We start from the raw sequence: 26,424 nt of genomic DNA, 5'->3' as shown, positions 1-26,424 counted from the left end.
GGTAAGGCCGGGCGCAAAAAGCCCCGGACCTGACGCAGGCCCGGGGCTTTTTGCGCCCGGCTGAAGCCCGCCCTACAGCGGATTCTTCAGCTCCTTCGGAAACAGTTTCTGCACGTGCTCCACCTTGTGGGCCGACACGTGGGCGATGTACGGATTTTCGGGGTGCAGGCGGTAGTAGCCCTGGTGGTAGGCCTCCGCCGGCCAGAACTTCTGAAACGGCACCACCTGCGTCACAATCTTGCCGTCGTATTCCTTCGAAGCGTTGACTTTGGCGATGGTGGCCTCCAGAATCTTCTTTTCCTCCGGCGTGCGGTAAAACGCGGCCGAGCGGTATTCCGGCCCTGTGTCGGGCCCCTGGCGGTTGAGCTGCGTGGGGTCGTGCGAGGCGGTGAAGAAAATGTCGGCCAGCGTCTGGTAGCTGATGACTTTGGGGTCGTAGTAAATCTGCACGGTTTCGGTATGGCCGGTGTTCTGGCCGGCCACCTCCTCGTAGGTCGGGTTGGCCTTGGTGCCGCCGGCGTAGCCGCTCACCACCTGCTTCACGCCTTTCAGCTGCTCAAACGCCTCCTCCTGCGCCCAGAAGCAGCCGCCGGCAAACGTGGCCTCGGCCAGGCCGGTGAGGTTGGCGGGAGCAAAGCCGGCCGTGGAGCGGGGCGGGTTCTGGGCATCGGCCGGCTGCTGGGTGCCGCAGGCAAACGTGAAGGCCAGCACGCTCAGGCCAGCCAGGGATTTCAATCGGTTTTTCATGGGAAAAAGAAAGACGGAGAAAGGCCGTAGCCGGCCGGTACACAACGATAGACGCCCGCCCGCGGCCCACCTTACAGCGGTTGGCCGCCCCGCGCTGCCGGAAGCTATACGAAAGCCGGCTGCTCCCGGCTTGCGCCGGCTGGCGGCGGCTGGGTGCGCTCCCACGCAGGTGGCTGCCGGCACAGAGGCGGGAAAGCTGAGTCTACGTATTTATAACGATTACTGGTGCCGGAAGGCATCGAATGCAGCCATTTTTTCAGTGAAAAACAAAGGAATATGAAGGGATTGTGTAGTGGATAACATCCTTCTTGCGTATTTGCCGTAGTAGGGCCACTGCTCTTGTCATTGCTATGTCCCTACAAACTTTACTCGAAGATTCCCATATTATTATCAGTTACGACCACCTGAATGAATGGCTGGTAGCCGACTGGCGCGGCGACCAAAACCTGGCCAGCGTGCAGCGCGGCGGGGCCGAAATCCTGCGGCTGCTCCGGCAGCAGCAGTGCCACAAAGTGCTGAACGACAACACCGGCGTGACCAATATGTGGAGCGAGGCCGCCGAATGGGCCGGCAAGGACTGGTTTCCGGCCATGACGGCGGCCGGGCTGCGCTACTTCGCCTGGGTGTATTCGCCCAATACCTACAGCCGCCTTTCCACCGACCTCACGCTGCAGTTCACCGGCACCCCGCCCGTGGTGGCTACTTTCGACGACGTGGCCACCGCTACCGCCTGGCTCCGGCAGATGTAACCTTGCGGCCCGTGGGCCGGTAAATACCGCTTCGCCTGTTGCTCAAGCTTCGTGAAAACTGCCGACATCCTCACGTTTCGCCGCCCCGACGGCCACATCTTCCTCACGGCCACCCGCGACCGCGCCAACGGCTGGATTCATGCCCAATGGACTGGAATCCAGACCCTGGAAACCATCCGGGCCGGCGGGCTGGCCTACATCGACATGCTGAAGCAGGAGCCCTGCCCCAAGCTGCTGAACGACCACCGCGAGCTGATAGGCCGCTTCACCGAGGCCAACCAGTGGATTGCCGAGGTCTGGACGCCGCGCATCATGCAGGCCGGCCTGCGCTATTTTGCGCAGGTGCTCGCCCCCGGCGTGTTCGGCCAGATGTCGATGCAGGACCTGCACCTGCGCATCAGCGACCAGTTCGAGATTAAGATGTTTGACCAGCTAGCCGAGGCCGAAGCCTGGCTCAACAGCCTGCCCTGACCCGACGCTGGCCGCACGCAAGCTGAACCAATTTGCCGTATTTTTGTCTGAAAGCCCAGGCGCGCTACCAATTGCTGCGCCCGCTTTTCGCTTCTTTATGGCCCAAGCTCCCTCTGCGTTCACGGTTGCCACCGCACCCGAGCCGCACCGCATCCGCACCCGCCAAATCATCAAGGCCCACCCCGAGGTGAAGCAGCTGATGACCCGCAACCCCGCTACCTTCCTCATCGGCTTGGGCTGCGTGGCGGCCCAGGTGGCCCTGGCCTACTTCCTGCGCAACCAGGCCTGGTACTGGACCATTCCGGTGGCCTACCTGGTGGGCGCGTTTTTCTCGCACACGCTGTTTGTGGTCATTCACGAGGCCGCTCACAACCTGGTGTTCAAGAAGCTGTGGCAAAACGTGGCCACCGGCATTCTGGCCAATTTCCCGTCGGTGTTTCCCACGGCCATCAGCTTCAAGAATTTCCACATCAAGCACCACGTCTTTCAGGGCGTGCACGAGCTGGACGCCGACCTGCCCGACTGGTACGAGGCCAAGCTGATTCATAACTACAGCATTGGCAAGGCCATCTGGCTGTTTTTCTTCCCGGTGTTCCAAGTGATTCGCACGGCGCGCTGCCGCGAGGTGGCAACCATCGACCGCTACGTAGCCGCCAATATCATTGCTCAGGTAGCCTTCGATGTGGCCATCGTTTACTTCTTTGGCTGGACGGCGCTGCTGTACCTGTTCCTGAGCTTCTGGTTCTCGGTGGGCCTGCACCCGCTGGGCGCCCGCTGGATTCAGGAGCACTACCTCACCCTCAGCCCCGAGCAGGAAACCTATTCCTACTACGGCCGCCTCAACGGCATCAACCTGAACGTGGGCTTCCACAACGAGCACCACGACATGCCCAGCATTCCGTGGAACAACCTGCCCAAAATCAAGGCCATTGCGCCCGAGTTCTACGAGCCGCTGCTGGCCCACACCAGCTACACCAAGCTGTTCTTTAAATTTCTGTTCGACCAGGAAATCAGCCTCTACTCGCGCATCACGCGCCGGGAGCGCGGCACCGCCACGCTGAAGGACCAAAGCGTGCCGGATAAGGAATTGCTGTCGGCATAAGCCCCGGCGAGCGCACAAAAAAGGCGGCCCCGACGGGCCGCCTTTTTTGTGCGCAGAAACCAGACGGGCGCTTAATTGCGGCGAACGGAATCGCAGGACACCGTCGAGATGTTGCCGAGCGTCACGAACGGAACGGGGGTTGTGGTGCCATCGGCCGCCAGGCATGCCATGCCGGTCCCCGCCGAGGCGTTGGTGTAGGTAAAGTGCAGGCGCTGGCCCGGCTGGTTCAGGCGGCCCAGACTGGCGGAGTTGGCCACGGCCACCACGTTGCTGCCCAGAAACCGGCCGCCGTACACCGAAACGGCCCGTGCGCCAATGGGATACGCCGGGTCAACATCAACCAGCACGCCCAGCATGCAGGTGGTGGCCACTACCGTGCCGCTGTAGCAGGAAGGGTAGGGCGGGCAGTCTTTTTTGCAACCCAGGAGCGAGCCGGCCAACAGCGCGGCCAGGCAGAAAGGAGACGTGATGCGCAACATAGCAAACGGGCGGAAAAGGTGGATTAATGGAAATCATACCCCTGACCGCCGGCTGCCGTGCCGCGTTGCACGGACATAAAAAAACGGGCCGCTCCAACCGGAGCGGCCCGTCTCAGGGCTTGGCCGCCAGCAATTACGCCTGCTTGGCAAACTGCACGTTGGCAATCAGCTTCACATCGTCGCCGAGCACAATGGCGCCGGCCTCGGTGATGCCGCCCCAGGTGAGGCCGAACTCTTTGCGGTTGATTTTGCCGGTCACTTCGAAACCGGCCTTGGTGTTGCCGTAGAAGTCAACGGCCGTGCCGCCGTACTCGGCTTCCAGGGTCACGGGCTTGGTCACGTCTTTCATCGTGAGGTTGCCGGTCACTTTGTAGCCGTCGCCGTCTTTCACAAACGAAGTCGACTCGAACTTGATGGTCGGGAACTTGGCAGCGTCAAAAAACTCCTCGCTCTTCAGGTGGCCGTCGCGCTGCTCCTGGTTGGTGTCGATGCTGTCAACGTTGAGCGAAAACTCAACCTGAGCATTCTCAAACGTGTTGCCGTCCGACTGCATCGAACCCTCGAAGGATTTGAACGAGCCAGTGACGGTGGAAATAACCAGGTGCTTGATTTTGAACTGCACTTCGGAGTGCGTGGGGTCAAGCGTCCATTTGGTGGCGGTGGCGGTGGTTTCAGACATGGCGTTGGGAGTTGAAAAGGTGAATTGAGGATACAAAGATAATCAATGTTGCTACATTTGATGTAACTACATGAATTATTTTTTTGTGTCCTAACGCCACCGTTTCCAAAAAGTTCAGAAGTCCCGCAAAGTGCGCGCAGCATCCGTTCTTTATGGCGCATATTTTTCGCAAAAGCTGCTACTCATGCGTTGTTTGTTGCTGCCGGGGCTGCTGGGCCTGCTTGCTACTGTTCCGGCCCGCGCCCAGAGCCTGCCCATCCTTTCCCAGAATCCGCCCGGCCTGCGCTGGCGCGAGGTACGCACGCCGCATTTCCGGGTGCTGTACGCGGGCGGAATCGACACGGCCGCGCAGCGCACGGCCGCCCGGCTCGAGCAGCTCCACGGCCCCGATGTGGCCACGCTGGGCGTGAGCCCGCGCCCCATTGCGGTGGTGCTGCAGAACCAGACCACCATCAGCAACGGCTTTGTGACGTTTTTGCCGCGCCACGCCGAATTTTTCACCACGCCGCAGCAGGGCTTCGGGTTGGGCACCGTGGACTGGCTCGATGGCCTGGCGGTGCACGAGTTTCGGCACGTCGGGCAATTCGAGAAGGCCCGGCAGGGCATCGGCCGCGTGCTGAGCCCGCTGCTGGGCGACGGCGGCCTGGGCGTGGCGGCCGTGGGCGTGCCGCAGTGGTTCTTCGAGGGCGATGCCGTGGGCACCGAAACCGCCCTCACGCGCAGCGGCCGCGGGCGCATCCCCAGCTTCAACGTGGGCCTGCGGGCCAACCTGCACAGCGGCCTCACCTACGGCTACCAGAAGGCCGTGAATGGCTCGCTGCGCGACAACGTGCCCGACTGGTACGTGCTGGGCTACTTCATGACCTCGTACCTGAAAGCGCATTACGGCCCCGACGTGTGGGCACGGGTGCTGGACAACTACTACCGCTTTCCCTTCTACCCGTTCTCGTTTTCCAACGGCATCCGGCGCACCACCGGCCTGCGGGTGGAACAGCTGTATGCGCGCAGCATGGCCGAAATCGACTCGCTGTGGTGGGTGCAGCAGCGCGGGCAGCCCGCCACCACGCCGGTGCGCGAGCTGCGGCAGGCGGGCGTGAAAAATATCTTTACCCAATACCAATACCCGCAGTACGTGAACGACAGCACGGTGCTGGCCCTGAAAACCGGTCTGGCCGTCATCCCCAGCTTCGTGCTGCTGAGCCGGCACGGGGCCGAGCGAAAAATCCTCACGCCGGGCCAGCTCAACATGCCCGAGATGCTGTCGGTGGGCGGCGGCAAGGCCGTGTGGCCGGAATTTCAGCAGCACGCCCGCTGGGGCCAGCGCATTGCCTCCGAGCTGAAGGTACTGGACCTGACTACCGGCCGGCTCACGCGCATTGGGCGAGGGCAGCGCTACTCGGCCGCGGCCCTCTCGCCCGACGGGCAGCGGCTGGTGGCCGTGCGGGAAGATGCCAATTACCACCATGCGCTGGTGATTCTTGATGCCCGGACCGGGGCCGAAATCCAGGTTCTGCCCAACCCGCACAACGACCTCTACCTCCAGCCCCGCTGGCACCCCGACGGCCGCCACCTGGTAGCCGTGACGCTGAGCGCCGCCGGCAAAACCATGCTCATGGTGGACCCCGCTGCCGGCGCGGCCAGGTCCCTGCTGCCGGTGGCCAATGTCAACTTGGCCAATCCGCAGCCCTGGCGCGATTTCGTGCTCTACAATTCTTCGCAAAACGGCATCGACAATCTGTATGCCGTGAGCGCCCGCACCGGACAGAGCTACCGCCTCACGGCCCGGCCGTTTGGGGCGTACCACGCGGCTGTGTCGCCGGATGGCCGCACGCTGGCTTTCCACGATTACCGTGCCACCGGGGCACGGGTGGTCGAGATGCCGCTCGACACCACCGCCTGGGTGCCCGTGCCCACGGCCACGGCCGATGTTCCCGGTCCCTACGCCGATGCCCTCACGGCCCGGGAGCCGGCCGGCCAGCGGGTGGCGCGCCTGCTGGCCACGCCCCCCGATTCGGCCCTGCGCTACGGCGTGCGGCGCTATTCGCCCCTGAAACATGCCTTCAACCTGTTCAGCTACGGCGTGGTGCAAAGCCCCAGCGGCAACGCCGTGAGCGTGGGCCTGCGCTCCCAGGATTATCTGAATACGACGCAGGTATTTGCCGGCCTGGGCTACGACCAGGTGGAGCGTACCTTCAGCGGCACCGGGGCCTTCAGCTACCAGGGCCGGTTCCCGGTGCTGGATGCCGACGTGACCTACGGCGGGCGCGATGCCGCCATCATTTACCAGGGCAAAACCTACCGCGACCAGTGGCAGTACGCCCGCTTCACGGCCGGCCTGCGCCTGCCGCTCAACCTCACGCATTCCCGGTTTCTGGAAGCGCTTTCGCTGGGCACCTACTTCCTGCACGAGCAGGTGTACAACTACGACCTGCCCGCCCGCCGCATCACCGAAACCGGCCCTGACCGGCCCATAAATGCCCTGCAAACCACCCTCAGCTACGTGAAGCAGCGCAAGGCCCCGGCGCGAGGCATCGCGCCCACGCTGGGCTACACCTTTCTGGGAACGTGGCGCACCACGCCCTTCGGCACCGGGCTGCTGGCGCGGCAGCTGGCGGCGCAGGGCAGCGTATTGTTGCCCGGGCTGTGGCGACACCACGCCGTGCGGGTGCGCGCCGGCTACCAGTGGCAGGACCAGGCGCAGTACCGGTTTGCGCCCGCCATTTCGTTTCCGCGCGGCGAAGGCTACACCAGTTTCGACCGCCTTGGGGTGGCCAGCCTCGACTACAACCTGCCGCTGGCCTACACCCACTGGGCTGTGGGCCGGCTGCTCTACGTGCAGCGCCTGCGCGCCGACGTGTTTGCCGACGTAGCCGCCAGCGAGTTCTACGGCCGCACCGTGCCGCTGGCTTACCGCAACGTGGGCGTGGACGCGCTGGCCCTGTTCAACGTGCTGCGCCTGCGCACGCCCATCGAGGCCGGGGTGCGGGTGGTGTACCGGGGCGCAGTGGAGGCCTGGGTGGTAGAGCCGCTGGCGTTCAGCCTGCGGCTTTGAGCGACAGACCCCGCCGCTGGGTGCGGGAGCCGTTTTGCGCGTGCTGGAAACTCAGAAATTTATCGACCGCAGCCAGGGTTTGCTCGGGGGCCGTGAGGTGGGGGCAGTGGCCGAGGGTGTCGATGATGGCAATGCAGCTATCCATCAGGTTGTCGTGGAGGTACTGGCCCACGGCCAGCGGCGTAATGGCATCGTGGGCCGCCTGAATGATGAGCGTGGGCGTGGTGAGGCGCGGCAAATCGTCGCGCACATCGGCCATAAACACTACGCGGGTCAGGTGGCGCACCACCGTGGGGTTGGCGCGCACAAAGCTGTTGGTGAAGTTCATGAGCAGGTCGGGGCGGTCGGCCACGCCCACCACGGCGGGCACAAACGCGTCGGTCCAGCCCATAAAATCGGCTTCCATGGCATTCAGCAGCTCTTCCACATCGCCGCGCTCGTAGCCGCCGTGGTAGTCGTGGCTATTGAGAAAGCGGGGCGAGGGCGCAATCAGCACCATGCTGGCAAAGCGGTTGGGCTCCTCAATGGCCGCCAGCATCCCAATAATGGCTCCCACGGAATGGCCCATGAACACCACATTGTGCAGGTTCAGGGCCCGCAGCACGCCAAGCAGGTCCTGCACGTGGCCGGTCAGCGTGCCGTGCCGCTCGGTGCTGTAGGCCGTCGCATCCGAGTCGCCGCAGCCCACCAAATCGAGCCGCACCACCCGGTAGCGCTTTTCCAGCGCTGGCAGCAGCGGCTGCCACATGCCCTGGTGGCCGCCCAGGCCGTGCAGCAGCACCATGGCCTGGCTGCCCTCACCGCTTTGGTGAACATTGCTGCGCGTAAGCGCATCGAAAGATGACGTGATTTTCATACGGGTAGCGTTGGAAGGAACGGGGAAAAAGAAAAAAGGACAAAGGCTTATCTTGGTCTGGCCGCCAGCATCACCGGCCACGAGTAAGCTCCACCATGTAGAATAATTTCCGGATTTGGGATTGAAAAGTGCCGGCTGATTGCCATAGCATTTTTGGGGAGCGACAGGTAATGGTTTGATTCAGCGAGGATAAGGAATGCCGGGAGGCGAATGGCACGGCGGCCGACTACCAGCCGCCGGGTAAAAAATCAAAAACCCAACCAAAGCTGCTACCCCCCGTCCGGCAGCAAAAAGCCCCTCCGCAAACCAGGTGGTTTGCGGAGGGGCCGAATGGTGCGGGCGCGGGTGGCGGCTAGCCCAGCCGTGTTTCGTGGTGCAGGAAATTATCCATCGCCCCGATGGTTTTCTGGGGGGCGCTGAGGTGGGGGCAGTGGCCACCGGTTTCGATAACGACCATGCGGCTATCGGCCAGCTGCTCGTTGATGTAATGGCCCACGGCCAGGGGCGCGATGATGTCGTGCGCCGACTGAATAATGAGCGTTGGGATGGTCAGAAAGCCCAGCTCGGCGCGGGTATCGGAGAAGAAGGTGACGCGGGCGAAGTGCTTCACGATTTCGGGATTGGTACGCACGAAGCTGTTGGTAAGCCCCATCACCAGCTCCGGCGACTCGTTCTGGCCCATCATCACGGGGGCAAAGCCGTGCGACCAGCCGTTGTAGTCGGCTTCCATGGCGGCCAGCAGCTCGTTGATGTCCTTCTGCTCGAAGCCGCCGGCGTAGCCTTTCTCGTTGATGAAGCGGGGCGAGGGCGACACCAGCACCATTTTGGCAAAGCGGTCGGGCTCGCGCACGGCGGCAATCACGCCAATCATGGCCGCTACCGAGTGGCCCACGAATACCACATCGTGCAGGGCCATGGCGCTCAGCACGTCGAGCAGGTCGGACGCGTGGCCGTTCAGGGTGCCGTGGGTTTCGTGGCTGTAGGCGCTGAGGTCGGATTTGCCGGCCCCAATCAGGTCGAGCAGCACCACCTGGTACTGGTCCTCGAAGGCCGGGGCCACCAGGCGCCAGTCGTTCTGGTCACCGCCGAGGCCGTGCAGAAACACGATGGTTTGAGTATTGGGGCCGGATGCGCCCGATATCGTAACGTTGCTACGTTCCAGAATTGAAGTATTCGATGGTGTCATAAAAAGCTAGTAAAGTCGGAAGACAAATTGGGGTGGGAAAAAGACTAACGCAAATGTCAGGATTATGGATTTAATTAACAATGAATAGCGCACTAAATTGTATTATAAGTAAGTTTTTGACGGAATTTTACCGCAAATAATCAACTTGTTAATAAAATTCATGGATGAGGTATGACTTACTTAAGTGTGCTTTATTTATTATAATTATTTAATGATAAAATATTATCGTTGGATGGTGTGAGCCCAACGGCTGAGCTGGTGCAGCGCCTGGACTTCGGCAGATTTACCTGGCTGAATGGGAGGTCGTTTGTGGACTGATAAGGAAAAACGACGCGGTGGAGGCGGATAAGCTGAGCCATAACTTTTGCCTGACTACGGGGGTAAACCGGATGCTTTATTTCCTCTCACCCTTATGTTTTTTCCATGAAATATTCTCTTTACTGGGCGGTGCTGCTGCTGTGGCTTGGTGCCTGCTCTCCCGCCGTAACCGTCGAGCAGCAGCCCGGCGTCAATTTCAATAAGTACCACACCTTTGCCTGGGCCGACACGGAAGTGAAAACCCAGGGCGACCAGAACCCGCTGCTGCGCAGCCCCATTGCGCAAGACCGCATCAGGCAGGCCATTGCCGGTGAGCTCAGCCAGCGCGGCATCCGGGAAGTACAGAGCAACCCCGATTTCTACCTCACCACGCACCTCTACGTGGAGCAGGCCGAGCGCACCGTGACCAACCCGCCGCCCGCCGGCTTTGCCTACCCCTACGCCGTAAGCTACCGGGGGGCGCTGCTGCCCGTGAACTACGGCTACTGGTACTCGCCAGCCTACTACCAGACCACCCACACCGAGCAGTACCGCGAAGGCACGCTGGTGCTCGATTTCATCGACGCGAAAACCAACAACCTGGTGTGGCGCGGCTCGATGGCCGACCCCGTGGACGACCCGGCCCGCCTGGGTAAGCAATTCTCGGAGTCGGCCAAGGACATTCTGGACAAGTTTCCGAAGGAGAAAACGGGCTCATAAGCAGCCGAGCCTGGAAACTCAGCATAGAAACGGAAGCTGTTCAGAAGGCGTTTTGTGCGTGTCTGCCATCGGGCGCATTCTGCGATTTAGGCGGAATGCGCCCGGTGTCTATTCTGCTTCCAGCAGATATGCCGTTTCCTCCGCCACATCGGCCACGGCGAGGCGCGACTCGCGGATGAGCAGCAGGCTGGCATAAAGCAGCAGCCCGGTCCCCAGCACGCTGAGGGCCGATACGAGCCAGGTGGCGGCGCTGTGGGTGAGCTCGAATACCCCGATGCTGAGGATGCTGGCGATGAATACGCCCAGCGTGAGGTGCAGCACCGTCATGGCCTGCTGGAGCAGGCGGGCCCGGCGGGCAGCAAACGAGAGTTGAAGCTTCAGGTGGGCCTGCTCGCCGGGGGAGGGCGCGGGGGCGTGGCGCTTGTGGTGGCGCAGGCTGTGGGCCACGGCGCGCTGCCGGTCGAGGCTGCGGCTCAGGCGCTGCGAGGTGGTGAGAATGAGCGAGCCGCAGGCCGACACCAGCACCGCCGGCGCAAACATATCGGAGAGAATGCTGAGGGTGCCGGCGGGGAGGGGCATCTTTTTAATGATTAACGGGTAGTGCTTAATGATTAAGGGCACTCAGGCAGAGATGGGTTTTATTAATCATTAAGCACCAACCGTTCATCATTAAACAATGGCCTTCTCCTCCATGTCCTGCTCCACCAGCGGGGCTTTGGTTTTGCCGATGATGTAGCGCAGGCCCTTGTCCTGCGTGAAATAATTCCAGGCCCAGGTGAAGAACACGGCGATGCGGTTGCGAAAGCTGACCAGGGAAATGACGTGGATAAAGCTCCAAGCCAGCCAGGCAATAAAGCCGTCGAGGTGAATTTCGCGGCCGAAAAGCTTGATGTCGGCCACGGCGTGGTTGCGCCCGATGGTGGCCATCGCGCCCTTGTCGGCATACACGAAGTGCTCCATGAGCCGGCCGCTGAGCTGGCGATGGATGTTTTCGCCCAGCTGCCGGCCCTGCTGCAGGGCGGGCTGGGCCACCATGGGGTGGCCGTCGGGGTACTGCCCGGTTTTCATCAGCGCGATGTCGCCGATGGCAAATACGTTGTCGTAGCCGTGCACGCGGCTGTACTCATCCACCAGGTAGCGGTTGCCCGACACCAGGCAGTCGTCGTTGAGGCCGGGAATGGGCGCGCCCGTCACGCCCGCCGCCCAGATGAGGGTGCGGGCCACCAGCTTCTGGCCGTTGTTCAGCGTCACGGTGTAGCCGTCGTAGGACTTCACCCGCGTATCGAGCCACACCTGCACGCCCAGCTTTTCGAGGTATTGCAGCGACTTGGCCGAGGCGTTGGCCGACATGCCTTTCAGCAGCACCGGCCCGCTCTGCACCACGTGGATGTCCATTTCCTTGAAGTCGATTTCGCGGTAGTCCTTCGGAAACACATGGGTGCGCAGCTCGCTCAGCGCCCCCGCAATTTCGACGCCCGTGGGGCCGCCGCCCACAATCACGAAATCCAGCATGCTGTTCAGCTGCTCGTAGTCGCCGAGCTGAAGGGCCTGCTCGAAGTTCGACAGCACCGTATTGCGCAGCTCCAGGGCATCTTCCACGCTCTTGATGGCGATGGCGTTTTTGGCCATCAGCTCATCGCCGAAGTAGTTGGTGGTAGCGCCGGTGGCCAGCACCAGGTAGTCGTAGCGCAGCAGGCCGATGCTGGTTTCCACCACCTGCGCCACCGCGTCGACGCTGGTGACTTCGGCCAGCCGGAAGTAAAAATTTTCCTGGTTGTTGAGGATTTTGCGAAACGGCGACACAATATCGCCTTCATCCAGCCCGGCCGTGGCCACCTGGTAGAGCAGCGGCTGGAAGGCGTGGTAGTTCTGCTTGTCGATGAGCACCACCTGCACCGGCGCATCGGCCAGGGCCTTGGCCAGCTCCAGGCCGCCGAAGCCGCCGCCCACAATCACCACGCGCGGCTTGCCGAGGTCGTCTATTTTCGTTAACCCTTCCATGCAGTAAAGATGCGCGGCCGGATGGCGGCCCGCAACGTGCCTGCTTACCGGAATTGGGGGCGGGAGGTTGCTTTATGAAGGCCGGGTGTAGGCGGCCCGCGCCCGCCTACTGCCCCGCCCGCCGAAACACCAGCCGCGGCGTGGCCGTGGTGGCATCGAACAGCCGCAGCTCGCCGCCGCCGATTTCGTAGCGGCTGGTCAGGGCCAGATTGGCGAGGTAGCTGGTTTCGAGGGCCTGCACGGGGCAGGTGGCGCGGGTCGGAATCTGGGCCGAGATGCTCAGATGCCCGCCGCTGCCCAGGCTGAAGCGCCCGCTGAAATTATTGCACGGCCCCAGGCCCACGGTGCACTTGCCCAAGGCCACGAATTCGAGAAAAGACTTGCCGGTTTCCGAATAGCCGGACGCTTCCACCGGAAAGTCATCGACGCGGGCCAGCTGCCAGCGCGTGTCGAGCAGCGGGGCTTCGGTGGGCGCGGCCACTTCTTCCTTCTCGCAGCTGGCCAGGGCGAAAGCGGTAAGAAAAGCCAGGGGAAGCAGGGAGCGGGTAGTCATCTGAAAAGGGTTGAGCGTGAGGCGGTAATAATAGCGAGAAAAAACGAAGATGTCGCCCGCCCGCCGGGCGCCTTGCGCCCGAATAAACGGCACCGCAGCCATTGGGTTTGCCGCAAACCCGGTTGTTTTCGAACTCTTCCCGTAAGCAGAGGCGTTGGGCTCCTACTTCCCGCTATTTGTCACGTAATCAATAATTCCGCTTATGAATGTGTTGTCGCTTTGCTCGTTGTTGATTGGTAGCAGTGTTTTAGGTGCCGCCGTGCCGGCCGCGCCACCCGCCGAAACGGCCTCCGTCACGGTCACGGTTTCCGCGCTGGTATCTACCACGGCCGCCGTGCGGCTCTATTTCTACAACACCCGCGAGGGGTTCCTGAAAAGCGGCAAGTGGGCCTTCTCCAAATCGGTGAAGCCCGGCGGCAAAAGCGAGTTTTCCATTCCTGTCGACCTGCCCAAAGGCGAATGGGCCGTGGCTATCACGCAGGACATGAACAACAACGACAAAATCGACAAGAACTTTCTCGGCATTCCCACCGAGCCCTACGCTTTTTCCAACAACATTCGCCCCACCGTGGCCGCTCCCGGTTTCGACGAGTGCAAGTTTGTGGTCGATGGGCCGGGCAAAGTCGTCAGCATCGTGCTGAAGGATTAATTCAGCCTCGTGCTGAAGAAGTAGTTCGGTCATCCTGAGCGCAGCGAAGGACCTTCTCACGGCAGCATAGGCGTTGTGCTGCCGTGAGAAGGTCCTTCGCTGCGCTCAGGATGACCGTTAATGCTCAGTCGCCCCGAAACGGGTGCAGGCCCCGCGCGAGATTCTCGGTGAGCTTCACGGCGCGGCGAATGCGGGTTTCGCACTGCCGGGCCTCGTCCACCAGCCGCGCCATGGCGCGGCGGTGCGAGCCGCTGTACTTGTTGAACGCCGCTTCGGCCTCGGGCCAGGCGGCGAAGGCTTCGGCCAGTTCCTCGGGTAGCTCCACGTAGTCGGGGTTGGGGTCGGGCTCGATGGCGACTTCCAGCTCGTCGCCCAGCGCGATGCCCACTTCCCGGCAGATGTCTTTGTTCAGCATGAGGTAGCGCCCGCCGCCTTCCAGCAGCAGCAGGCCCAGCCGCAGCGCGTGCCCCCGAATGGTGACGATAACGCGCTTGGCCTTTTTGCCGCCGAGGGCGGCCAGGATTTCGGCCGGCACCACAATGGTCTGGGTGGGCATGAAGCTGGGGCCACCCGGCTCCAGCACGGCGCGGAAAGTGAGGTGAGTGGGCATGGGGCGGTGAAATTAGGCGTTCCGGACTTGCCCGGTGCCGCGCACCTGCCATTTGTAGCTGGTCAGCTCCTCCAGGCCCATCGGCCCGCGGGCGTGCAGCTTCTGCGTGCTGATGCCAATCTCGGCCCCCAGCCCAAACTGCGCCCCGTCGGTGAACGCCGTGGAGGCGTTGGCATAGACTGCTGCCGCATCCACGGCGTTCAGGAACGTCTCGACGTTCGCGGCATCTTCCGAAATAATGGCTTCGCTATGCTTCGAGCCGAACCGGGCAATGTGGTCCAGCGCTTCGGCCAATGACGCCACCGTTTTCACGGCCAGGCGCAGCGACAGAAACTCCGTGCCGAAATGTTCCTCCGCAGCGGGGGCCAGCAACCCGGCCGGGTAGTGCCCCGTGAGGGCCGCCCGCGCCGGGGCATCGGCAAAGAGCTGCACGCCGGCGGCGGCCAATGGCGCGGCCAGCACCGGCAGCTCGGCCAGCCGGCTTTCGTGCACTAGCAGGCAGTCGAGGGAGTTGCACACGCTCACGCGGCGGGTTTTGGCATTGGCAATGATGGCCGCGCCGGTGGCCAGGTCGCCGGTTGCGTCGAAGAAGGTATGCACCACGCCGGCCCCGGTTTCGATGACGGGCACCTGTGCATGTTCCCGCACATAGTTGATGAGCGACTGGCTGCCGCGCGGAATCAGCACATCGACGTAGCCCACCGCCGCCAGCAGCGCGGCCGTGGCGGCGCGGTCGGGCGGCAGCAGGGTGGCCACGGCCGGGCTCAGCCCGTGGCGCAGGAGCACCGGCCGGGCCACGGCCAGCAGCGCGGCGTTGGAGAAAGCCGCGTCGGAGCCGCCTTTCAGCAGGCAGGCGTTGCCGGTTTTCAGGCACAGCGCGAGGCTGTCGAACGTCACGTTGGGCCGGGCCTCGTAGATGATGCCGACCACGCCCAGCGGCACCCGCACCTTGCGCAGCCGCAGGCCGTTCGGCCGCTCGCTTTCGCTCATCACCTGGCCCAGCGGCGAGGGCAGCGCGGCCACGTTGCGCAGGTCGGCGGCCATGCCCGCGAGGCGCTCGGCGGTGAGGCGCAGGCGGTCGTGGTTGGGGTTGGTTTCGGGCATCAGGGCCAGGTCGCGGGCATTTTCGGCCAGCAGAAAACCGGTTTCGGCCACGGTGGCATCGGCCAGGTCGCGCAGCAGCGCATCGGTAGCGGCGGGCCCGAAGGCGGCCAGCTCGCGGCTGGCCTGCCGGGCGGCGGCGAAAAGGGCGGAGTAGTCAGGCGTCATCGGGCAGCAGGTAAGCGGGCTGCAAAGAACGGGGCTGGTGCCCGAAGCGCCCACGCGCGGCGCTGGCTACCAGGCAATGCCGTGGCGCAGCAGCCGGAAGCCCACGGCCAGCGCCACGGTGGCGGCTACGGCCAGCCACTGCAGCGGCACGAGGCTGCTGACGGCGGCGGGTAGCCCGGCCGTGGGCAGCATGGTTTGGGCGTTGGCGTAGGCGCGGCGCAGCACCATCGGGCTCATAAACATATTGGCCACCACGGCCGGATGCGGCGCGGGCAGCGCCAGCAGCACCAGCACCACCGAGCCCACCAGCCAGGGCCACCCGATGAGGCCGCGCAGGCCGGCGGTGCGGGCGGTGGCATCGGCCTGCCATTCGGTGGGCAGCAGCCCGGCAAACAGCGCCCCCGTGCTCCCGATGAGACGAATGAGCACCACCAGCGCCAGCAGGGCCGTGGCCCAGGTCAGCCAGGCCGGCGCGTGCAGCAGGGCCGCAATCTGGCCGGTGTCGCCGCCCTTGGCCAGCGGCGCAATCATCAGGTAGCCAAAGAAATTGATGATGCCAAATACGCCCATGTATAGCCAGAACAGGTAGCCCGCGCCGCGCGCCGCGCTGCGCCGTACCAGCCCCAGCATCAGCCCGCCCAGCCCCAGGCTCAGCACGGGGCCGGCGGCGGCAATGAGCACCCGGGCCGTGACCGAAAGGGCTTTATTGGTGTTCTCGACGGAAGTATTGTAGAGCACCGGCCGGCCGCCCAGCAGCCACGACATGGTGGCGTGCCCCAGCTCGTGCAGAATGATGGTGAGCAGATAGGCCGCCACGTAGAGGCAGATGGCGTTGACGACGAAGGAGCGGACAGTGGGGCGCATGGTGTGGGGCCGGGAGTGAATGGTTGCCCAAACCTAGCCCCGCCCCGCCCCGAAGCCCCCAAAACGATGCCCAGCCCTCATTTTCAAGGGATGAAACCCGGAACAGCGCGGACGAGCCGGGCGCGGCTCAGCCCTCCGGGTTCAGAAACAGGTAATCGTAGTGCACCAGCGGGCGCTGATGCTGCTGGCCCAGCCGCTCCAGGGCTTTTTCCGCGCCATATTCGGCAATGCCGAGGCCCAGCGGCTGGCCGGCTTCGTCGGTAATCTGCACGATGTCGCCCTTCTGGAACTGGCCTTCCACCTTCAGCACGCCCACCGGCAGCAGGCTCACGGCCTTGCCGGGCGTGCTGAGGGCAGCGCGGGCCCCGGCGTTTACCTGCACGGTGGCTTTCACGGCGCTCTGGGCATGGGCCAGCCATTTCTTCTTGCCAGAGGCCGTTTTGCTGGGCCGAAACCAGGTGTGCGCCGCCGTTTCGGCCAGCACGGCGGGCAGAATGTCGGGAGCCTTGCCGTTGGCAATGTGCACGCCGATGCCCAGCTTGGCCACCTTGTGGGCCATGTGGCACTTGGTGAGCATGCCGCCGCGCCCAAACTGCGAGCGCTGCGCGGTGATGAACGTGTCGAACCCCCGGTCGGTGGGCGCAATCTCCCGAATCAGCTCCGACTCCGGCAGGCGCGGGTCGCCGGTGAAAATGCCGTCCACGTTGGTCAGAATGATGAGCGCATCGGCATCAAGCTGGGCCGCAATGAGGCTGGCCAGCTCGTCGTTGTCGGTAAACATCAGCTCCGTGACGGAGATGACATCGTTCTCATTCACAATAGGAATGACTTCCTGCTGCAGCAGCTCCTGAAAGCAGTTTTTCATGTTCAGGTAGTGCTGCCGGTCGCGGAAATCCTCCTTGGTTACCAGCACCTGGGCGCAGAGCAGCTGGTGCCGGGCCAGCAGCTCGGCGTAGGTGCTCAGCAGCTTCACCTGGCCCACGGCGGCCAGCAGCTGGCGGCTGCGCACGGCATCGGCCTGGGCGGGCACGGTGATGAGGCTGCGCCCCGCCGCCACCGCGCCCGACGACACCACGATGACCTCCCGGCCCTGGGCTTTGAGCTGCACAATCTGGTCCACCAGGTGGGCCATGCGGGCGAGGTCGGGCAGGCCGTTGTCCTGGGTGAGAACGTTGGAGCCGATTTTAACAACGAGGCGGCGATAGGGGAGGGGCATGGCTGGCAGGCGCGAAAAAGGCGCTGCCAAAGCTAGCAGCGCCCACTGGGTTTTCGTGCAGCACAAAAAAAGCCCGTCGTGCCTCGGCTGCGCTCGGCACGTCGTTCCAACAGACTGGTTTTACACCGCCGCCGCTTCCAGCTCGCGCAATTGCTTATTAATGAAGTCCACCTCCTCAAACGTGAGCTGGAAATCCATCGCCTTCGCGTTTTGCACGGCCTGCTCGGGGTTGCGGGCGCCCACCAGCGCCACCGTGATGCCGGGCTGCGCCAGCGTCCAGCGTAGCACCAGCTGGCCGAGGGTGGCGTTTTTGGTTTCGGCCAGCGGGCGGATTTTGTTGAGCAGGGCATTCACGCGCTTCACGTTTTCGGGCGTGAACAGGCGGTGGCCCCGGCGCAGGTCGCCTTCGGCAAACTCCTGGCCGGGCCTGATTTTGCCGGTGAGCAAACCCAGCTGCAGCGGGCTGTAAACCAGAATGGCCTTGTTGTGCTCAATGCAGTACGGCACCACATCTTTCTCGATGTCACGGCGCACCATGCTGTAAGGCACCTGGTTGGAGGCGAGGCTGATGGTTTTTTCGGCCTCCTGCAGCTGGGGCACCGAGTAGTTGCTCACGCCGCCGGCCCGCACCTTGCCCTGCTCGATGAGGCGGCTCAGGGCTTCCATCGTTTCGTCAATCGGGGTGGTCACGTCGGGCCAGTGCTGCTGGTAGAGGTCGATGTAGTCGGTGCCGAGGCGGCGCAGGCTGTCCTCGCATTCCCGGATGATGCTGTCGCGGCCGGCGTACTTGTACACGTCGAGGTCGTGGCCCTGGTTGTCCCTGGTTTTCATGGCGAAGTCGCCCTTGACCTCGTCCCAGCGCATGCCGAATTTGGTCAGAATCTGCACCTTGTCGCGGGGCAGGGTTTTGATGGCTTCGCCCACGATTTCCTCGCTGAAGCCCATGCCGTAGATGGGCGCGGTGTCGATGCTGGTCACGCCCAAATCGTAGCTGGCGTGGATGGCGCCCACGGCGTCGTTCTGCTCGGTGCCGCCCCACATCCAGCCGCCGGCCGCCCAGCTGCCAAAGGTGATGCGCGAAACGGAAACGTCGGAGGAGCCTAATTTTTGAAATTCCATGAGAGAAGGTGGTCTGGTGAATGCGAAGTTGGTTAACCGGGGTTTTGAGGCGAAGGTTGTGGGAGAGTGGTAGGCGCTTGTCATCCTGAGCGCAGCGAAGGACCTTCTCACGCCCACACTGCTTGAGCTACTGCCAACCGTTCAGCGGTCATAAGGTCCTTCGCTGCGCTCAGGATGACAGACGACTCTCTAATTCGCCCAAACCCAGTTGCCGAAACTTTTCCCCGCCTCCGCTTCTTGTAGCCACTTCCGTAGCCTCCCAAATTCCTCACGACATGAAAGTTGAAATCTGGTCCGATGTGGTGTGCCCGTTCTGCTACATCGGCAAGCGCAAGTTTGAGAAAGCCCTCGCCGGCTTTGCCCACCGCGACGAGGTGGAAGTCGTCTGGCACAGCTACCAGCTCGATGCCAACTCCCAGCCCACGCCCGGCGAAAGCATTCACGAAATCCTGGCCCGCAAGAAAGGCGTGTCCACCGCCGAAGCCCGCAGCATGGGCGACTACGTGACCAAAGCCGCGGCCGAAATCGGCCTGCACTACGACTTCGACCGCGTTATTCCGGCCAATACTTTCCTGGCCCACCAGCTCATCCACCTCGGCGCGCACCACGGCCGGCAGGATGCCACCAAGGAGCGCCTCATGGCCGCCTACTACCTCGAAGGCCAGAACGTGGGCGACCTCGAAACCCTGGTAAAGCTCGGCACCGAAGTGGGCCTCGACGCCGCCGAAAGCCGCGAAGCCCTGCTGGCCGGCACCTACGCCAACGCCGTGCGCCTCGACGAGTACCAGGCCCAGCAGATTGGCGTGCGCGGCGTGCCCTTCTTCGTGTTTGAGGACAAGTACGCCGTATCGGGCGCGCAGCAGCCCGAGCTTTTCGCCGAAGTGCTGGAAAAGGTGTACGACGAATTCAAGCCAAAGCTCACGATGGTGGCCGATGGCGCGGCCTGCGGCCCCGACGGCTGCGACGTGTAGTCCGGTAAGAAGCCCGCAAAGAGACGTCCTGCCGGGCGCAGCCGAGATGCTTCGGCTGCGCCCGGCAGGACGTCTCTTTTCACTCATTCTATGCCTCCTCCGCTCCCGGCGCGCCGGCGCGCAGCTGGGCCGCGAGCTCTTCGGCCTGCTGGCGGGCAAGCACCCGCTCCGTCACATCGATGATGAAGGCCAGCACGCCCAGCGTCTGGCCCTGCTCGCTGAGCAGCGGCTGGTAAATGAAGTCAACGTAGCGAGGCTCGGGCCGGCCCGTAGCGGGGTCGAACAGCTGGGCCGGCGTTTCGCGGCCCTTGAAGGGCACGCCCGTGGCATAAACCTGGTCAAGCAGCTCGATGAAGCCCTGCTCCACCACTTCCGGAAATACTTCCGCTACGGTAAGCCCCAGCTGCGTGCGGCCCCCGGACAGCTCCTGGTAGTGCTCGTTGAAGAACGAGTACCGGTGCTCCGGCCCGCTGAGCGTGGCAATGCTGGCCGGCACCTGCCCCAGAATCTGCCCCAGCAGGCGCTGCTGCTGGGCGGCGTTGGCGCGCTGCAGCTCGGCTTCGGCCAGAGCATGGCGCAGCTGCCGGGTGCGCTCGGCCACGTTGCCTTCAAGAAGCTGCTGTACTTTCAGCACTTCTTCCTGGTTGGTCAGCAGCTCGGCATTGCTTTCCTGCAGGGCCTGGTTCACGGCGGCCAGCTGGTGGTTCAGGTCCTGAATCTGCTGGCGGGCCTGCACCTGTGCCGTCACTTCCGTGGCCACCACCATGGCCCCCGTGATGGTGCCGTCGTCTTCGCGCAGCGGCAGGTACACGAAGTCCCAGTACACCGACTCGGGCTGGCCGTTGCGTACAATGGTGGAAAGCATTTCCTTGGCCACATGGTTTTCGCCGGTGGCCATCACATGGTTGAGCAGGTCGTCGAAACCCTGGCCCGTGATTTCGGGCAGCAGCTCAAACAGCGGGGTGCCAATGGCCTGCTCCGGCGTGCGGTCCCAGAGCTTCAGCACCAGCGGGTTGGCCAGCTCAATCACGAACCGGGGCCCCCGATAGGTAGCAATGGCTACCGGCGCCTGCTCAAAAATGCGGGCCAGCTCGCTGCGCTGCCAGTCGGCGGCTTCGCGGGCGGCCTGCTCACGCACCTGCGCATCGTGCACCTGCTGGGCCTCACGGGTTTGAGCCGTGATGTCGACTACGGTGTGGATGAGGTGCGTCACGCGGCCCTGCTCGTCCAGCACCGGCACGTTGCGGGCCTGCCAGTAGCGCTCGATGAACCGGCCCGGCTGTGCCGGGTCGGGCGTGTCGTAGGGCTGCACGGGCAAGTCGTGCGGCTGCCCGGTGGCAATTGCCTGCTGCATCGAAGCGCGTACGTTGCGCACGCTGTGCACTTCCGGGGTGCTGGGGTTGTCGGGAAATACGTCAAATACGTACTTCCCGGCCAGGTCGGCAAGCTTCGTGTCGGTAGCTGTCAGGTAGGCGTCGCTGGCCGCTTCAATCACTAGGTCGGGCGAAAGCAGCAGGCTGGCGCTGGGCAGGGCGCTGAAAATGGATAGCAGGTCGGGCGAAATGGCAGGCATACGGAGTTCGGAAAGACAGCAACGGATTGCGAAATACGCAGATTTTGCGAAAATGGACTACACCAGCCGCCGCATCGGAATGTGCGGAATGCCGTCCTCCACGTACATCGGCCCGCACTGCTCGTACCCGAACTCGTTGTAAAACGCCTCCAGGTGCTGCTGGGCCCCAATCTTGTTGGCCTGCGGCCCAAACAGCGCCTCCGAGTGCGCCAGCGCCTGCCGCATCAGCTCGCGGCCCAGGCCATACTGCCGAAACGCCGGCGCCACGATGACGCGCCCGATGCTGGCTTCCGCGTAGCACTTGCCGGCATCGAAGAGGCGGGCGTAGGCGGCCAGCTCGCCGGCTTCGTTGTAGCCCAGCAGGTGAAACGCGTCGGGGTCCTGGCGGTCAATGTCCTGGTACACGCAGTTTTGCTCCACCACGAATACTTCGGAGCGCAGGCGCAATACATCGTAGAGAATGAGGGGCGGAAAGGATTCGAAGGGAATGCAGTGCCAGCGGATGGTCATAAGGAAACGTTAGTTTTTGGGCATTTTGGCTACCTCTTGCAAGGTCACCACGCGGTAGGGAATGCCCATAATGGCCGCATTCTGCTCCACGGTATTGGTAAAGCCGGCCTTCTGGCGGCGCGCATTCACTCCGGCCGCATCCCGAATGGGCCAGATGAACGGGCGCTGGCCCTCGCGGCGGCCGGTGGCGGGGTTCAGCACGTTGTAGCCCATGGCCTGCGTGCCGTAAAGCTGCTCCCGGCCCTCGCGCATGAGCTGGCGGTCCAGCATCTGGGCGTAGAGGTAGAAGGGCAATTCGCCCTTGCTGGCGGCTTTTTTGATGAGCGGCAGGTACTTGCCGATGTCTTCCGAATGCTGGATGACGTACCACGCGGCCTCGTTGGTGGGCTCGCCCACCAGGGTTTTGCCGGGGTAGCCGTACTGCTTCAGAATCGTGCGGATGCGCAGAATATTCAGCGAGTCCGTGCGCAGCAGCTGGCGCGGAATGTAGGTGGGCAGGCTCTCGCGCGTCACGCCCAGCGCCCGGGCCAGGGAATCGGGCCGGAAGCGCCGGCGCGGGTCAAACAGCATGCTGCGCCACTTCTGGTCCACGGCGTAAATGCTGTCCAGCTCCTGCTTCAGGCGCGGGTTTCCAGGCGTTGCCTGAGCGGCGGCCATCAGCGGCAGCAGGCCGAGCAGTAGCAGCGTGAGGAGTAATGGCAGAAGGCGTTTCATTTTTATTATTTACAATGCACAGGGCGAAGATTCAGAACCGTTCAAACGCTAAACATGGCAACGCATTTTAATTCTATCTTTCGCATTCATCTGCCGCCGCCCATGGAACCTGCCATCAAATCTATTCGCCCTTTTCTCGGCGCGCGCGATTTCGCCGTTTCGCGCAAGTTTTACGCCGCGCTGGGCTTTCAGGAAATCATATTGTCTCCCACCCTGTCGCTGCTCCAGAAAGGCGAATTCGGATTCTACCTGCAGGATGCCTACGTGCGCGACTGGGTCGATAACACCATGGTTTTTCTCGAAGTAGCCGACGTGGACCACTACTGGCAGCAGCTCGCCGCCCTCGACCTGCCCGCCCGCTACCCCGGCGTGAAGCTGCTACCGGTCAAAAGCCTCGACTGGGGCAAAGAATGCTTCCTGCACGACCCTTCGGGCATCCTCTGGCACATCGGGCAGTTCGCCGGATAAGGCTCTGGAGCATGCGCGGCATGACGGCCGTTTGTCGTCGAATGGTTACGCCGTCACGGCTTCCTCGCTGCCCAGCTCGCTCAGCACGCGCTTGGCCTGCTGAATGGAGCGCACTTCCTCAAACGTCACGATGAGCTGCTCCTTGTGCTCCTTCAGCTTGGCCGTGCGCGGGTGCGTCTGCACGTAGTTCAGGATGGTGCCGAACTGCTCGCCCTGGAAGTAGGCCTTGTGGTCGTCGTCGGCCGCCAGGTAGCCTTTCAGCGTGTCGCGCTTGAGCGTGATTTTGGTGAAGCCCACCTTGCAGGCCTGCCAGCGCAGCCGCACGATGTCGGCCAGCTGCTCCACCTCGGGCGGCAGCGGCCCGAAGCGGTCCACCATGCTGGCCAGCAGCTTGCGCAGCTCCTCCGGCTTCTGGGCGCGGTCGAGCTTGGCGTAGAGCTGCAGGCGCTCCGACACGTTGCTCACGTACTTCTCCGGAATGAGCACCTGCTGGTCCGTCTCCACGTTGCAGTCCTGCTTGCGGCCCGCGCCGGCCGCCATTTGCAGGCGCTGGTTGGAGTCGCCGAGGAATAAGTCGCGGAATTCGGTTTCCTTCAACTCGGTCACGGCCTCGTCCAGAATCTGGTGGTAGGTTTCGTAGCCCAGGTCGTTGATGAAGCCCGACTGCTCGCCGCCCAGCAGGTTGCCCGCCCCGCGAATGTCGAGGTCGCGCATGGCCACGTTGAAGCCCGCGCCCAGGTCCGAAAACTCCTCCAGCGTGCTCAGGCGCTTGCGGGCGTCGGAGGGCAGGTTGGCCACCGGCGGCGTGAGCAGGTAGCAGTAGGCCTTGCGGTTGGAGCGGCCCACGCGGCCGCGCATCTGGTGCAGGTCGCTCAGGCCGTGCAGGTGGGCGCGGTTGATGATGATGGTGTTGGCGTTCGGGATGTCGAGGCCCGACTCAATCAGGTTGGTGCTCACCAGCACGTCGTACTCGCCTTCCACGAATTTCATCATGCGCTTTTCCAGCATGTCGCCCTCCATCTGCCCGTGAATGGTGGTGATGCGGGCGTCGGGCACCATGCGCAGTATCATGGCGGCCTGCTCGTCGAGGTCTTTCACGCGGTTGTGCACGAAAAACACCTGCCCGCCGCGCTTCAGCTCCCGCGCCACCGCGTCGCGAATCAGAATCTCGTCGAACACGTGCAGCTCGGTGTTCACCGGCTGGCGGTTGGGCGGCGGCGTGGCAATCACGCTCAGGTCGCGCGCGCCCATCAGCGAGAAGTGCAGCGTGCGCGGAATGGGCGTGGCCGAGAGCGTGAGCGTGTCCACGTTCACCTTCAGCTCCTTCAGCTTGTCCTTGGTTTTCACCCCGAACTTCTGCTCTTCGTCAATCACCAGCAGACCCAGGTCCTTGAACTTAATATCCTTGTTGGTCAGCCGGTGCGTGCCGATGAGGATGTCCGTCTTGCCCTCGGCCACGCGGCCCAGGGTTTCCTTAATCTGCTTGGTGGTTTTGAAGCGGTTGATGTATTCCACCGTCACGGGCAGCGTGGCCAGCCGGTCGCGGAAGGTCTTGTAGTGCTGCATGGCCAGAATGGTGGTGGGCACCAGCACGGCCGCCTGCTTGCCATCGGCCACGGCCTTGAAGGCCGCCCGAATGGCCACTTCCGTCTTGCCGAAGCCCACGTCGCCGCAGACAAGCCGGTCCATGGGGTGGGGCTGCTGCATGTCGTTTTTCACGTCCTCGGTGGCCTTGGCCTGGTCGGGCGTGTCCTCGTAGATGAAGCTCGATTCCAGCTCGGCCTGCAGGAAGCCATCCACCGAAAAGGCGAAGCCGGGTGCCGTTTTCCGCTTGGCATACAGCCGGATAAGGTCGGCCGCAATGTCCTTCACCTTCTTCTTCACCGACTTCTTCTTGTTCTCCCACTCCGGCGAGCCCAGCTTGCTCATGGTCGGCGGCGAGCCTTCGGCCCCGCTGTATTTGGCAATCTTGTGCAGGGCGTGAATGCTCACCGTCAGCACGTCGTCGTCGCGGTACACCAGCCGGATGGCCTCCTGCGTCTGCCCGTTGATGTCCACCTGCGTCAGCCCCGCAAACCGCGCAATGCCGTAGTCCTGGTGCGTCACGTAGTCGCCGGGCTGCAGCGTTTTCAGCTCGCGCAAAGTCAGGGCCTTTTTCTTCGAGAACTTCCGGGTTTCCTGCGCCCGGTAGTAGCGCTCAAACAGCTGGTGGTCGGTATACACGGCCAGCTCCAGCTGCTCGTCCACGTAGCCCTCGCGCAGGGCCAGCAGCAGGTGCTGAAACTGCACGTTGTTGTCCAGCTCGTCGAAAATCGTGCGCAGCCGGTCGGCCTGCCGCACGGTGTCGGAGGCAATGATGGTGGTGAAATTTCGCAGCTGGTTTTCGCGCAGGTTCTTGGCCATGCGCTCGAATTCCTTGTTGAAGCTGGGCTGCGGCTTGGCCGAAAACTGGAACGTTTCGGCATTTTTGAAATGGAAGCGCTTCCCAAATTCCACCACCGCAAATCCATCGAGCAGCTTCTTGAAATTCTTGCCCGACTCAAATAAATCGGCCGGCTTGCTCACAATCTGCATGCCGTGCGCCTCGGCCAGCATCTGCTGGAAGTTGGCCTCGGCCTTCTCGTACAGTTCGCTCACCACGTCCAGCGTCTGCCGCACGTCCTTCACCCAAACGCAGGCCGTCTGGGGCAGAAAATCGAAGAAAGCCTCCCGCGTTTCGTGCAGCATCTTGGTCTGCACGTTCGGGATAATGCTGATGCTGGGCCGTGCCTCCACCGACAGCTGCGTCTCGGGATTAAACGTCCGAATGCTCTCAATCTCGTCGCCAAACAGCTCCAGCCGGAACGGCAGCTCATTGGCGTAGCTGAACACGTCCACAATGCCGCCGCGCACGGCGTACTGCCCCGCCTCGTACACGAAATCCGTCTTCTCAAAGTCGTACTCGCCCAGCAGCTCGCCCAGGAAATTCACGTCCAGCTTGTCGCCCACTTTCGCATTAAAGGTGTTCTTTACCAGGCTCTGTCGGTTGATAACCTTCTCCGTCAGCGCCTCCGGGTAGGTCACGATGAACACGCTGTTGCCCGTCGTGGCCGCCCGCGTGGTGTTCAGCCGGTTCAGGGCCTCGGCGCGCATCAGCACGTTGGCGTTTTCCGTTTCATCAAACTGGTAGGCTCGCTTGTAGGAGCTTGGAAACAGCAGCACCTCAGGCCCCTCCGGCAACAGGTGCTGCAAGTCGGACAGGAAATAGGCCGCTTCCTCCTTGTCGTGCAGAATGAACAGATGCGGGTGCTGCGGCTGGGCCACGGCCGCCGCCACCACGGCATCCTGGCTGCCCACCAGGCCGCGCAGGTGCAGGCGCGGCCGGCCCTCCGCAGCGGCAGGCTTGCTGGCCTCGCGCAGGCGCGCGGCCAGCGTTTGCAGCTCGGGAGATAGGCGATAGAGGCGAAGAAAGTCGGCTACTTGCACAAAAAATCAGGCTAGGGGAGCAAATGAACTAGAGCGTGAGGACAATTATCAGCGGAGCCAATCGAGGGCGGCGGCCACATGCCAAAAAGCGAGAAAGGACACGA

The 26,424-nt window shown here is 63.1% G+C and carries 25 protein-coding genes; 8 read left to right on the top strand and 17 right to left on the bottom strand.

The window, feature by feature from the left end:
- Nucleotides 1-72: 72 nt before the first annotated feature.
- A complete protein-coding gene (gene msrA, locus ACYVHT_RS13390) occupies nt 73-747 on the bottom strand; it encodes a peptide-methionine (S)-S-oxide reductase (protein WP_460552455.1) in 675 nt (224 codons plus the stop codon).
- Between the two features lie 350 nt (nt 748-1,097).
- On the opposite strand from msrA, the gene ACYVHT_RS13385 reads away from it, so the two are divergent.
- From ACYVHT_RS13385 to ACYVHT_RS13375, 3 genes are all read left to right on the top strand, one after another.
- The gene (locus ACYVHT_RS13385) at nt 1,098-1,496 is read left to right on the top strand and encodes a hypothetical protein (protein WP_460552452.1); all 399 of its coding nucleotides are present in this window, start codon (nt 1,098-1,100) and stop codon (nt 1,494-1,496) included.
- 51 nt (nt 1,497-1,547) lie between these two features.
- Nucleotides 1,548-1,967, top strand: coding sequence for a hypothetical protein (locus tag ACYVHT_RS13380; protein WP_460552449.1), 420 nt, complete (start codon nt 1,548-1,550; stop codon nt 1,965-1,967).
- 97 nt (nt 1,968-2,064) lie between these two features.
- Nucleotides 2,065-3,069: a fatty acid desaturase family protein gene (locus ACYVHT_RS13375; protein ID WP_460552446.1), complete on the top strand. Its 1,005-nt coding sequence runs from the start codon at nt 2,065-2,067 to the stop codon at nt 3,067-3,069.
- A 71-nt stretch (nt 3,070-3,140) separates the two neighbouring features.
- On the opposite strand, the gene ACYVHT_RS13370 is transcribed toward ACYVHT_RS13375, so the two are convergent.
- Nucleotides 3,141-3,548: a hypothetical protein gene (locus ACYVHT_RS13370; RefSeq protein ID WP_460552443.1), complete on the bottom strand. Its 408-nt coding sequence runs from the start codon at nt 3,546-3,548 to the stop codon at nt 3,141-3,143.
- Between the two features lie 133 nt (nt 3,549-3,681).
- Nucleotides 3,682-4,227 (bottom strand): YceI family protein, encoded by a 546-nt coding sequence (locus tag ACYVHT_RS13365; RefSeq protein ID WP_460552440.1) that lies wholly within the window; start codon nt 4,225-4,227, stop codon nt 3,682-3,684.
- A 184-nt stretch (nt 4,228-4,411) separates the two neighbouring features.
- Here ACYVHT_RS13365 and ACYVHT_RS13360 point away from each other — a divergent pair, with 184 nt between their 5' ends.
- A complete protein-coding gene (locus tag ACYVHT_RS13360; protein ID WP_460552437.1) occupies nt 4,412-7,279 on the top strand; it encodes a TolB family protein in 2,868 nt (955 codons plus the stop codon).
- Here the strand turns inward: ACYVHT_RS13360 and ACYVHT_RS13355 are convergent.
- Together ACYVHT_RS13355 and ACYVHT_RS13350 are read right to left on the bottom strand one after the other, a co-directional pair.
- Nucleotides 7,263-8,135, bottom strand: a complete 873-nt coding sequence (locus ACYVHT_RS13355) for an alpha/beta fold hydrolase (RefSeq protein WP_460552434.1) — start codon at nt 8,133-8,135, stop codon at nt 7,263-7,265. The two genes, ACYVHT_RS13360 and ACYVHT_RS13355, sit on opposite strands and share 17 nt — an antisense overlap.
- Nucleotides 8,136-8,487: 352 nt before the next feature.
- A complete protein-coding gene (locus tag ACYVHT_RS13350; protein ID WP_460552431.1) occupies nt 8,488-9,321 on the bottom strand; it encodes an alpha/beta fold hydrolase in 834 nt (277 codons plus the stop codon).
- 423 nt (nt 9,322-9,744) lie between these two features.
- On the opposite strand from ACYVHT_RS13350, the gene ACYVHT_RS13345 reads away from it, so the two are divergent.
- Nucleotides 9,745-10,338, top strand: a complete 594-nt coding sequence (locus tag ACYVHT_RS13345) for a DUF4136 domain-containing protein (protein ID WP_460552428.1) — start codon at nt 9,745-9,747, stop codon at nt 10,336-10,338.
- Nucleotides 10,339-10,446: 108 nt separating this feature from the next.
- Here ACYVHT_RS13345 and ACYVHT_RS13340 read toward each other — a convergent pair whose 3' ends face one another.
- The 3 genes from ACYVHT_RS13340 to ACYVHT_RS13330 all read right to left on the bottom strand — a co-directional run bounded on the left by ACYVHT_RS13340 (nt 10,447) and on the right by ACYVHT_RS13330 (nt 12,892).
- A complete protein-coding gene (locus ACYVHT_RS13340; RefSeq protein WP_460552425.1) occupies nt 10,447-10,917 on the bottom strand; it encodes a DUF2721 domain-containing protein in 471 nt (156 codons plus the stop codon).
- A gap of 90 nt (nt 10,918-11,007) precedes the next feature.
- On the bottom strand, nt 11,008-12,339 hold the full coding sequence (locus ACYVHT_RS13335) for an NAD(P)/FAD-dependent oxidoreductase (protein ID WP_460552422.1): 1,332 nt from the start codon (nt 12,337-12,339) through the stop codon (nt 11,008-11,010).
- Between the two features lie 106 nt (nt 12,340-12,445).
- Entirely contained in the window at nt 12,446-12,892 is a 447-nt protein-coding gene (locus tag ACYVHT_RS13330) for an META domain-containing protein (protein WP_460552419.1), read from the bottom strand.
- A 202-nt stretch (nt 12,893-13,094) separates the two neighbouring features.
- Between ACYVHT_RS13330 and ACYVHT_RS13325 the strand changes: the two genes are divergently transcribed.
- Entirely contained in the window at nt 13,095-13,541 is a 447-nt protein-coding gene (locus ACYVHT_RS13325) for a DUF2141 domain-containing protein (RefSeq protein ID WP_460552416.1), read from the top strand.
- Between the two features lie 124 nt (nt 13,542-13,665).
- Here ACYVHT_RS13325 and ACYVHT_RS13320 read toward each other — a convergent pair whose 3' ends face one another.
- The 5 genes from ACYVHT_RS13320 to ACYVHT_RS13300 form a co-directional block, all read right to left on the bottom strand.
- Nucleotides 13,666-14,151: a YdeI/OmpD-associated family protein gene (locus ACYVHT_RS13320; protein ID WP_460552413.1), complete on the bottom strand. Its 486-nt coding sequence runs from the start codon at nt 14,149-14,151 to the stop codon at nt 13,666-13,668.
- Between the two features lie 12 nt (nt 14,152-14,163).
- Complete coding sequence (locus ACYVHT_RS13315; RefSeq protein ID WP_460552410.1) at nt 14,164-15,420, bottom strand: glutamate-5-semialdehyde dehydrogenase; 1,257 nt, start codon at nt 15,418-15,420, stop codon at nt 14,164-14,166.
- Nucleotides 15,421-15,486: 66 nt separating this feature from the next.
- Nucleotides 15,487-16,284: a hypothetical protein gene (locus ACYVHT_RS13310; protein ID WP_460552408.1), complete on the bottom strand. Its 798-nt coding sequence runs from the start codon at nt 16,282-16,284 to the stop codon at nt 15,487-15,489.
- Between the two features lie 127 nt (nt 16,285-16,411).
- Nucleotides 16,412-17,500 (bottom strand): glutamate 5-kinase, encoded by a 1,089-nt coding sequence (gene proB / locus ACYVHT_RS13305; protein ID WP_460552405.1) that lies wholly within the window; start codon nt 17,498-17,500, stop codon nt 16,412-16,414.
- 120 nt (nt 17,501-17,620) lie between these two features.
- Nucleotides 17,621-18,619, bottom strand: a complete 999-nt coding sequence (locus ACYVHT_RS13300) for an aldo/keto reductase (protein WP_460552402.1) — start codon at nt 18,617-18,619, stop codon at nt 17,621-17,623.
- 275 nt (nt 18,620-18,894) lie between these two features.
- On the opposite strand from ACYVHT_RS13300, the gene ACYVHT_RS13295 reads away from it, so the two are divergent.
- Complete coding sequence (locus ACYVHT_RS13295; RefSeq protein WP_460552399.1) at nt 18,895-19,590, top strand: DsbA family oxidoreductase; 696 nt, start codon at nt 18,895-18,897, stop codon at nt 19,588-19,590.
- Between the two features lie 88 nt (nt 19,591-19,678).
- On the opposite strand, the gene ACYVHT_RS13290 is transcribed toward ACYVHT_RS13295, so the two are convergent.
- Genes ACYVHT_RS13290 through ACYVHT_RS13280 form a run of 3 tightly spaced genes read right to left on the bottom strand, consistent with a single transcriptional unit; the run spans nt 19,679 to nt 22,387 of the window.
- Nucleotides 19,679-21,163, bottom strand: coding sequence for a PAS domain-containing protein (locus ACYVHT_RS13290; protein WP_460552396.1), 1,485 nt, complete (start codon nt 21,161-21,163; stop codon nt 19,679-19,681).
- Nucleotides 21,164-21,220: 57 nt separating this feature from the next.
- Complete coding sequence (locus tag ACYVHT_RS13285; protein WP_460552393.1) at nt 21,221-21,673, bottom strand: GNAT family N-acetyltransferase; 453 nt, start codon at nt 21,671-21,673, stop codon at nt 21,221-21,223.
- A gap of 9 nt (nt 21,674-21,682) precedes the next feature.
- The gene (locus tag ACYVHT_RS13280; RefSeq protein ID WP_460552390.1) at nt 21,683-22,387 is read right to left on the bottom strand and encodes a DUF6624 domain-containing protein; all 705 of its coding nucleotides are present in this window, start codon (nt 22,385-22,387) and stop codon (nt 21,683-21,685) included.
- Nucleotides 22,388-22,489: 102 nt separating this feature from the next.
- Between ACYVHT_RS13280 and ACYVHT_RS13275 the strand changes: the two genes are divergently transcribed.
- On the top strand, nt 22,490-22,855 hold the full coding sequence (locus ACYVHT_RS13275) for a VOC family protein (protein ID WP_460552387.1): 366 nt from the start codon (nt 22,490-22,492) through the stop codon (nt 22,853-22,855).
- A gap of 45 nt (nt 22,856-22,900) precedes the next feature.
- Here the strand turns inward: ACYVHT_RS13275 and mfd are convergent, their stop codons facing one another.
- Nucleotides 22,901-26,320: a transcription-repair coupling factor gene (mfd, locus tag ACYVHT_RS13270; protein ID WP_460552384.1), complete on the bottom strand. Its 3,420-nt coding sequence runs from the start codon at nt 26,318-26,320 to the stop codon at nt 22,901-22,903.
- Between the last annotated feature and the right edge of the window lie 104 nt (nt 26,321-26,424).

This window comes from Hymenobacter daeguensis (assembly GCF_054780555.1).
The sequence above is the reverse complement of the archived record's forward strand: the minus strand, read 5'-3'. Positions and strand labels throughout refer to the sequence as shown.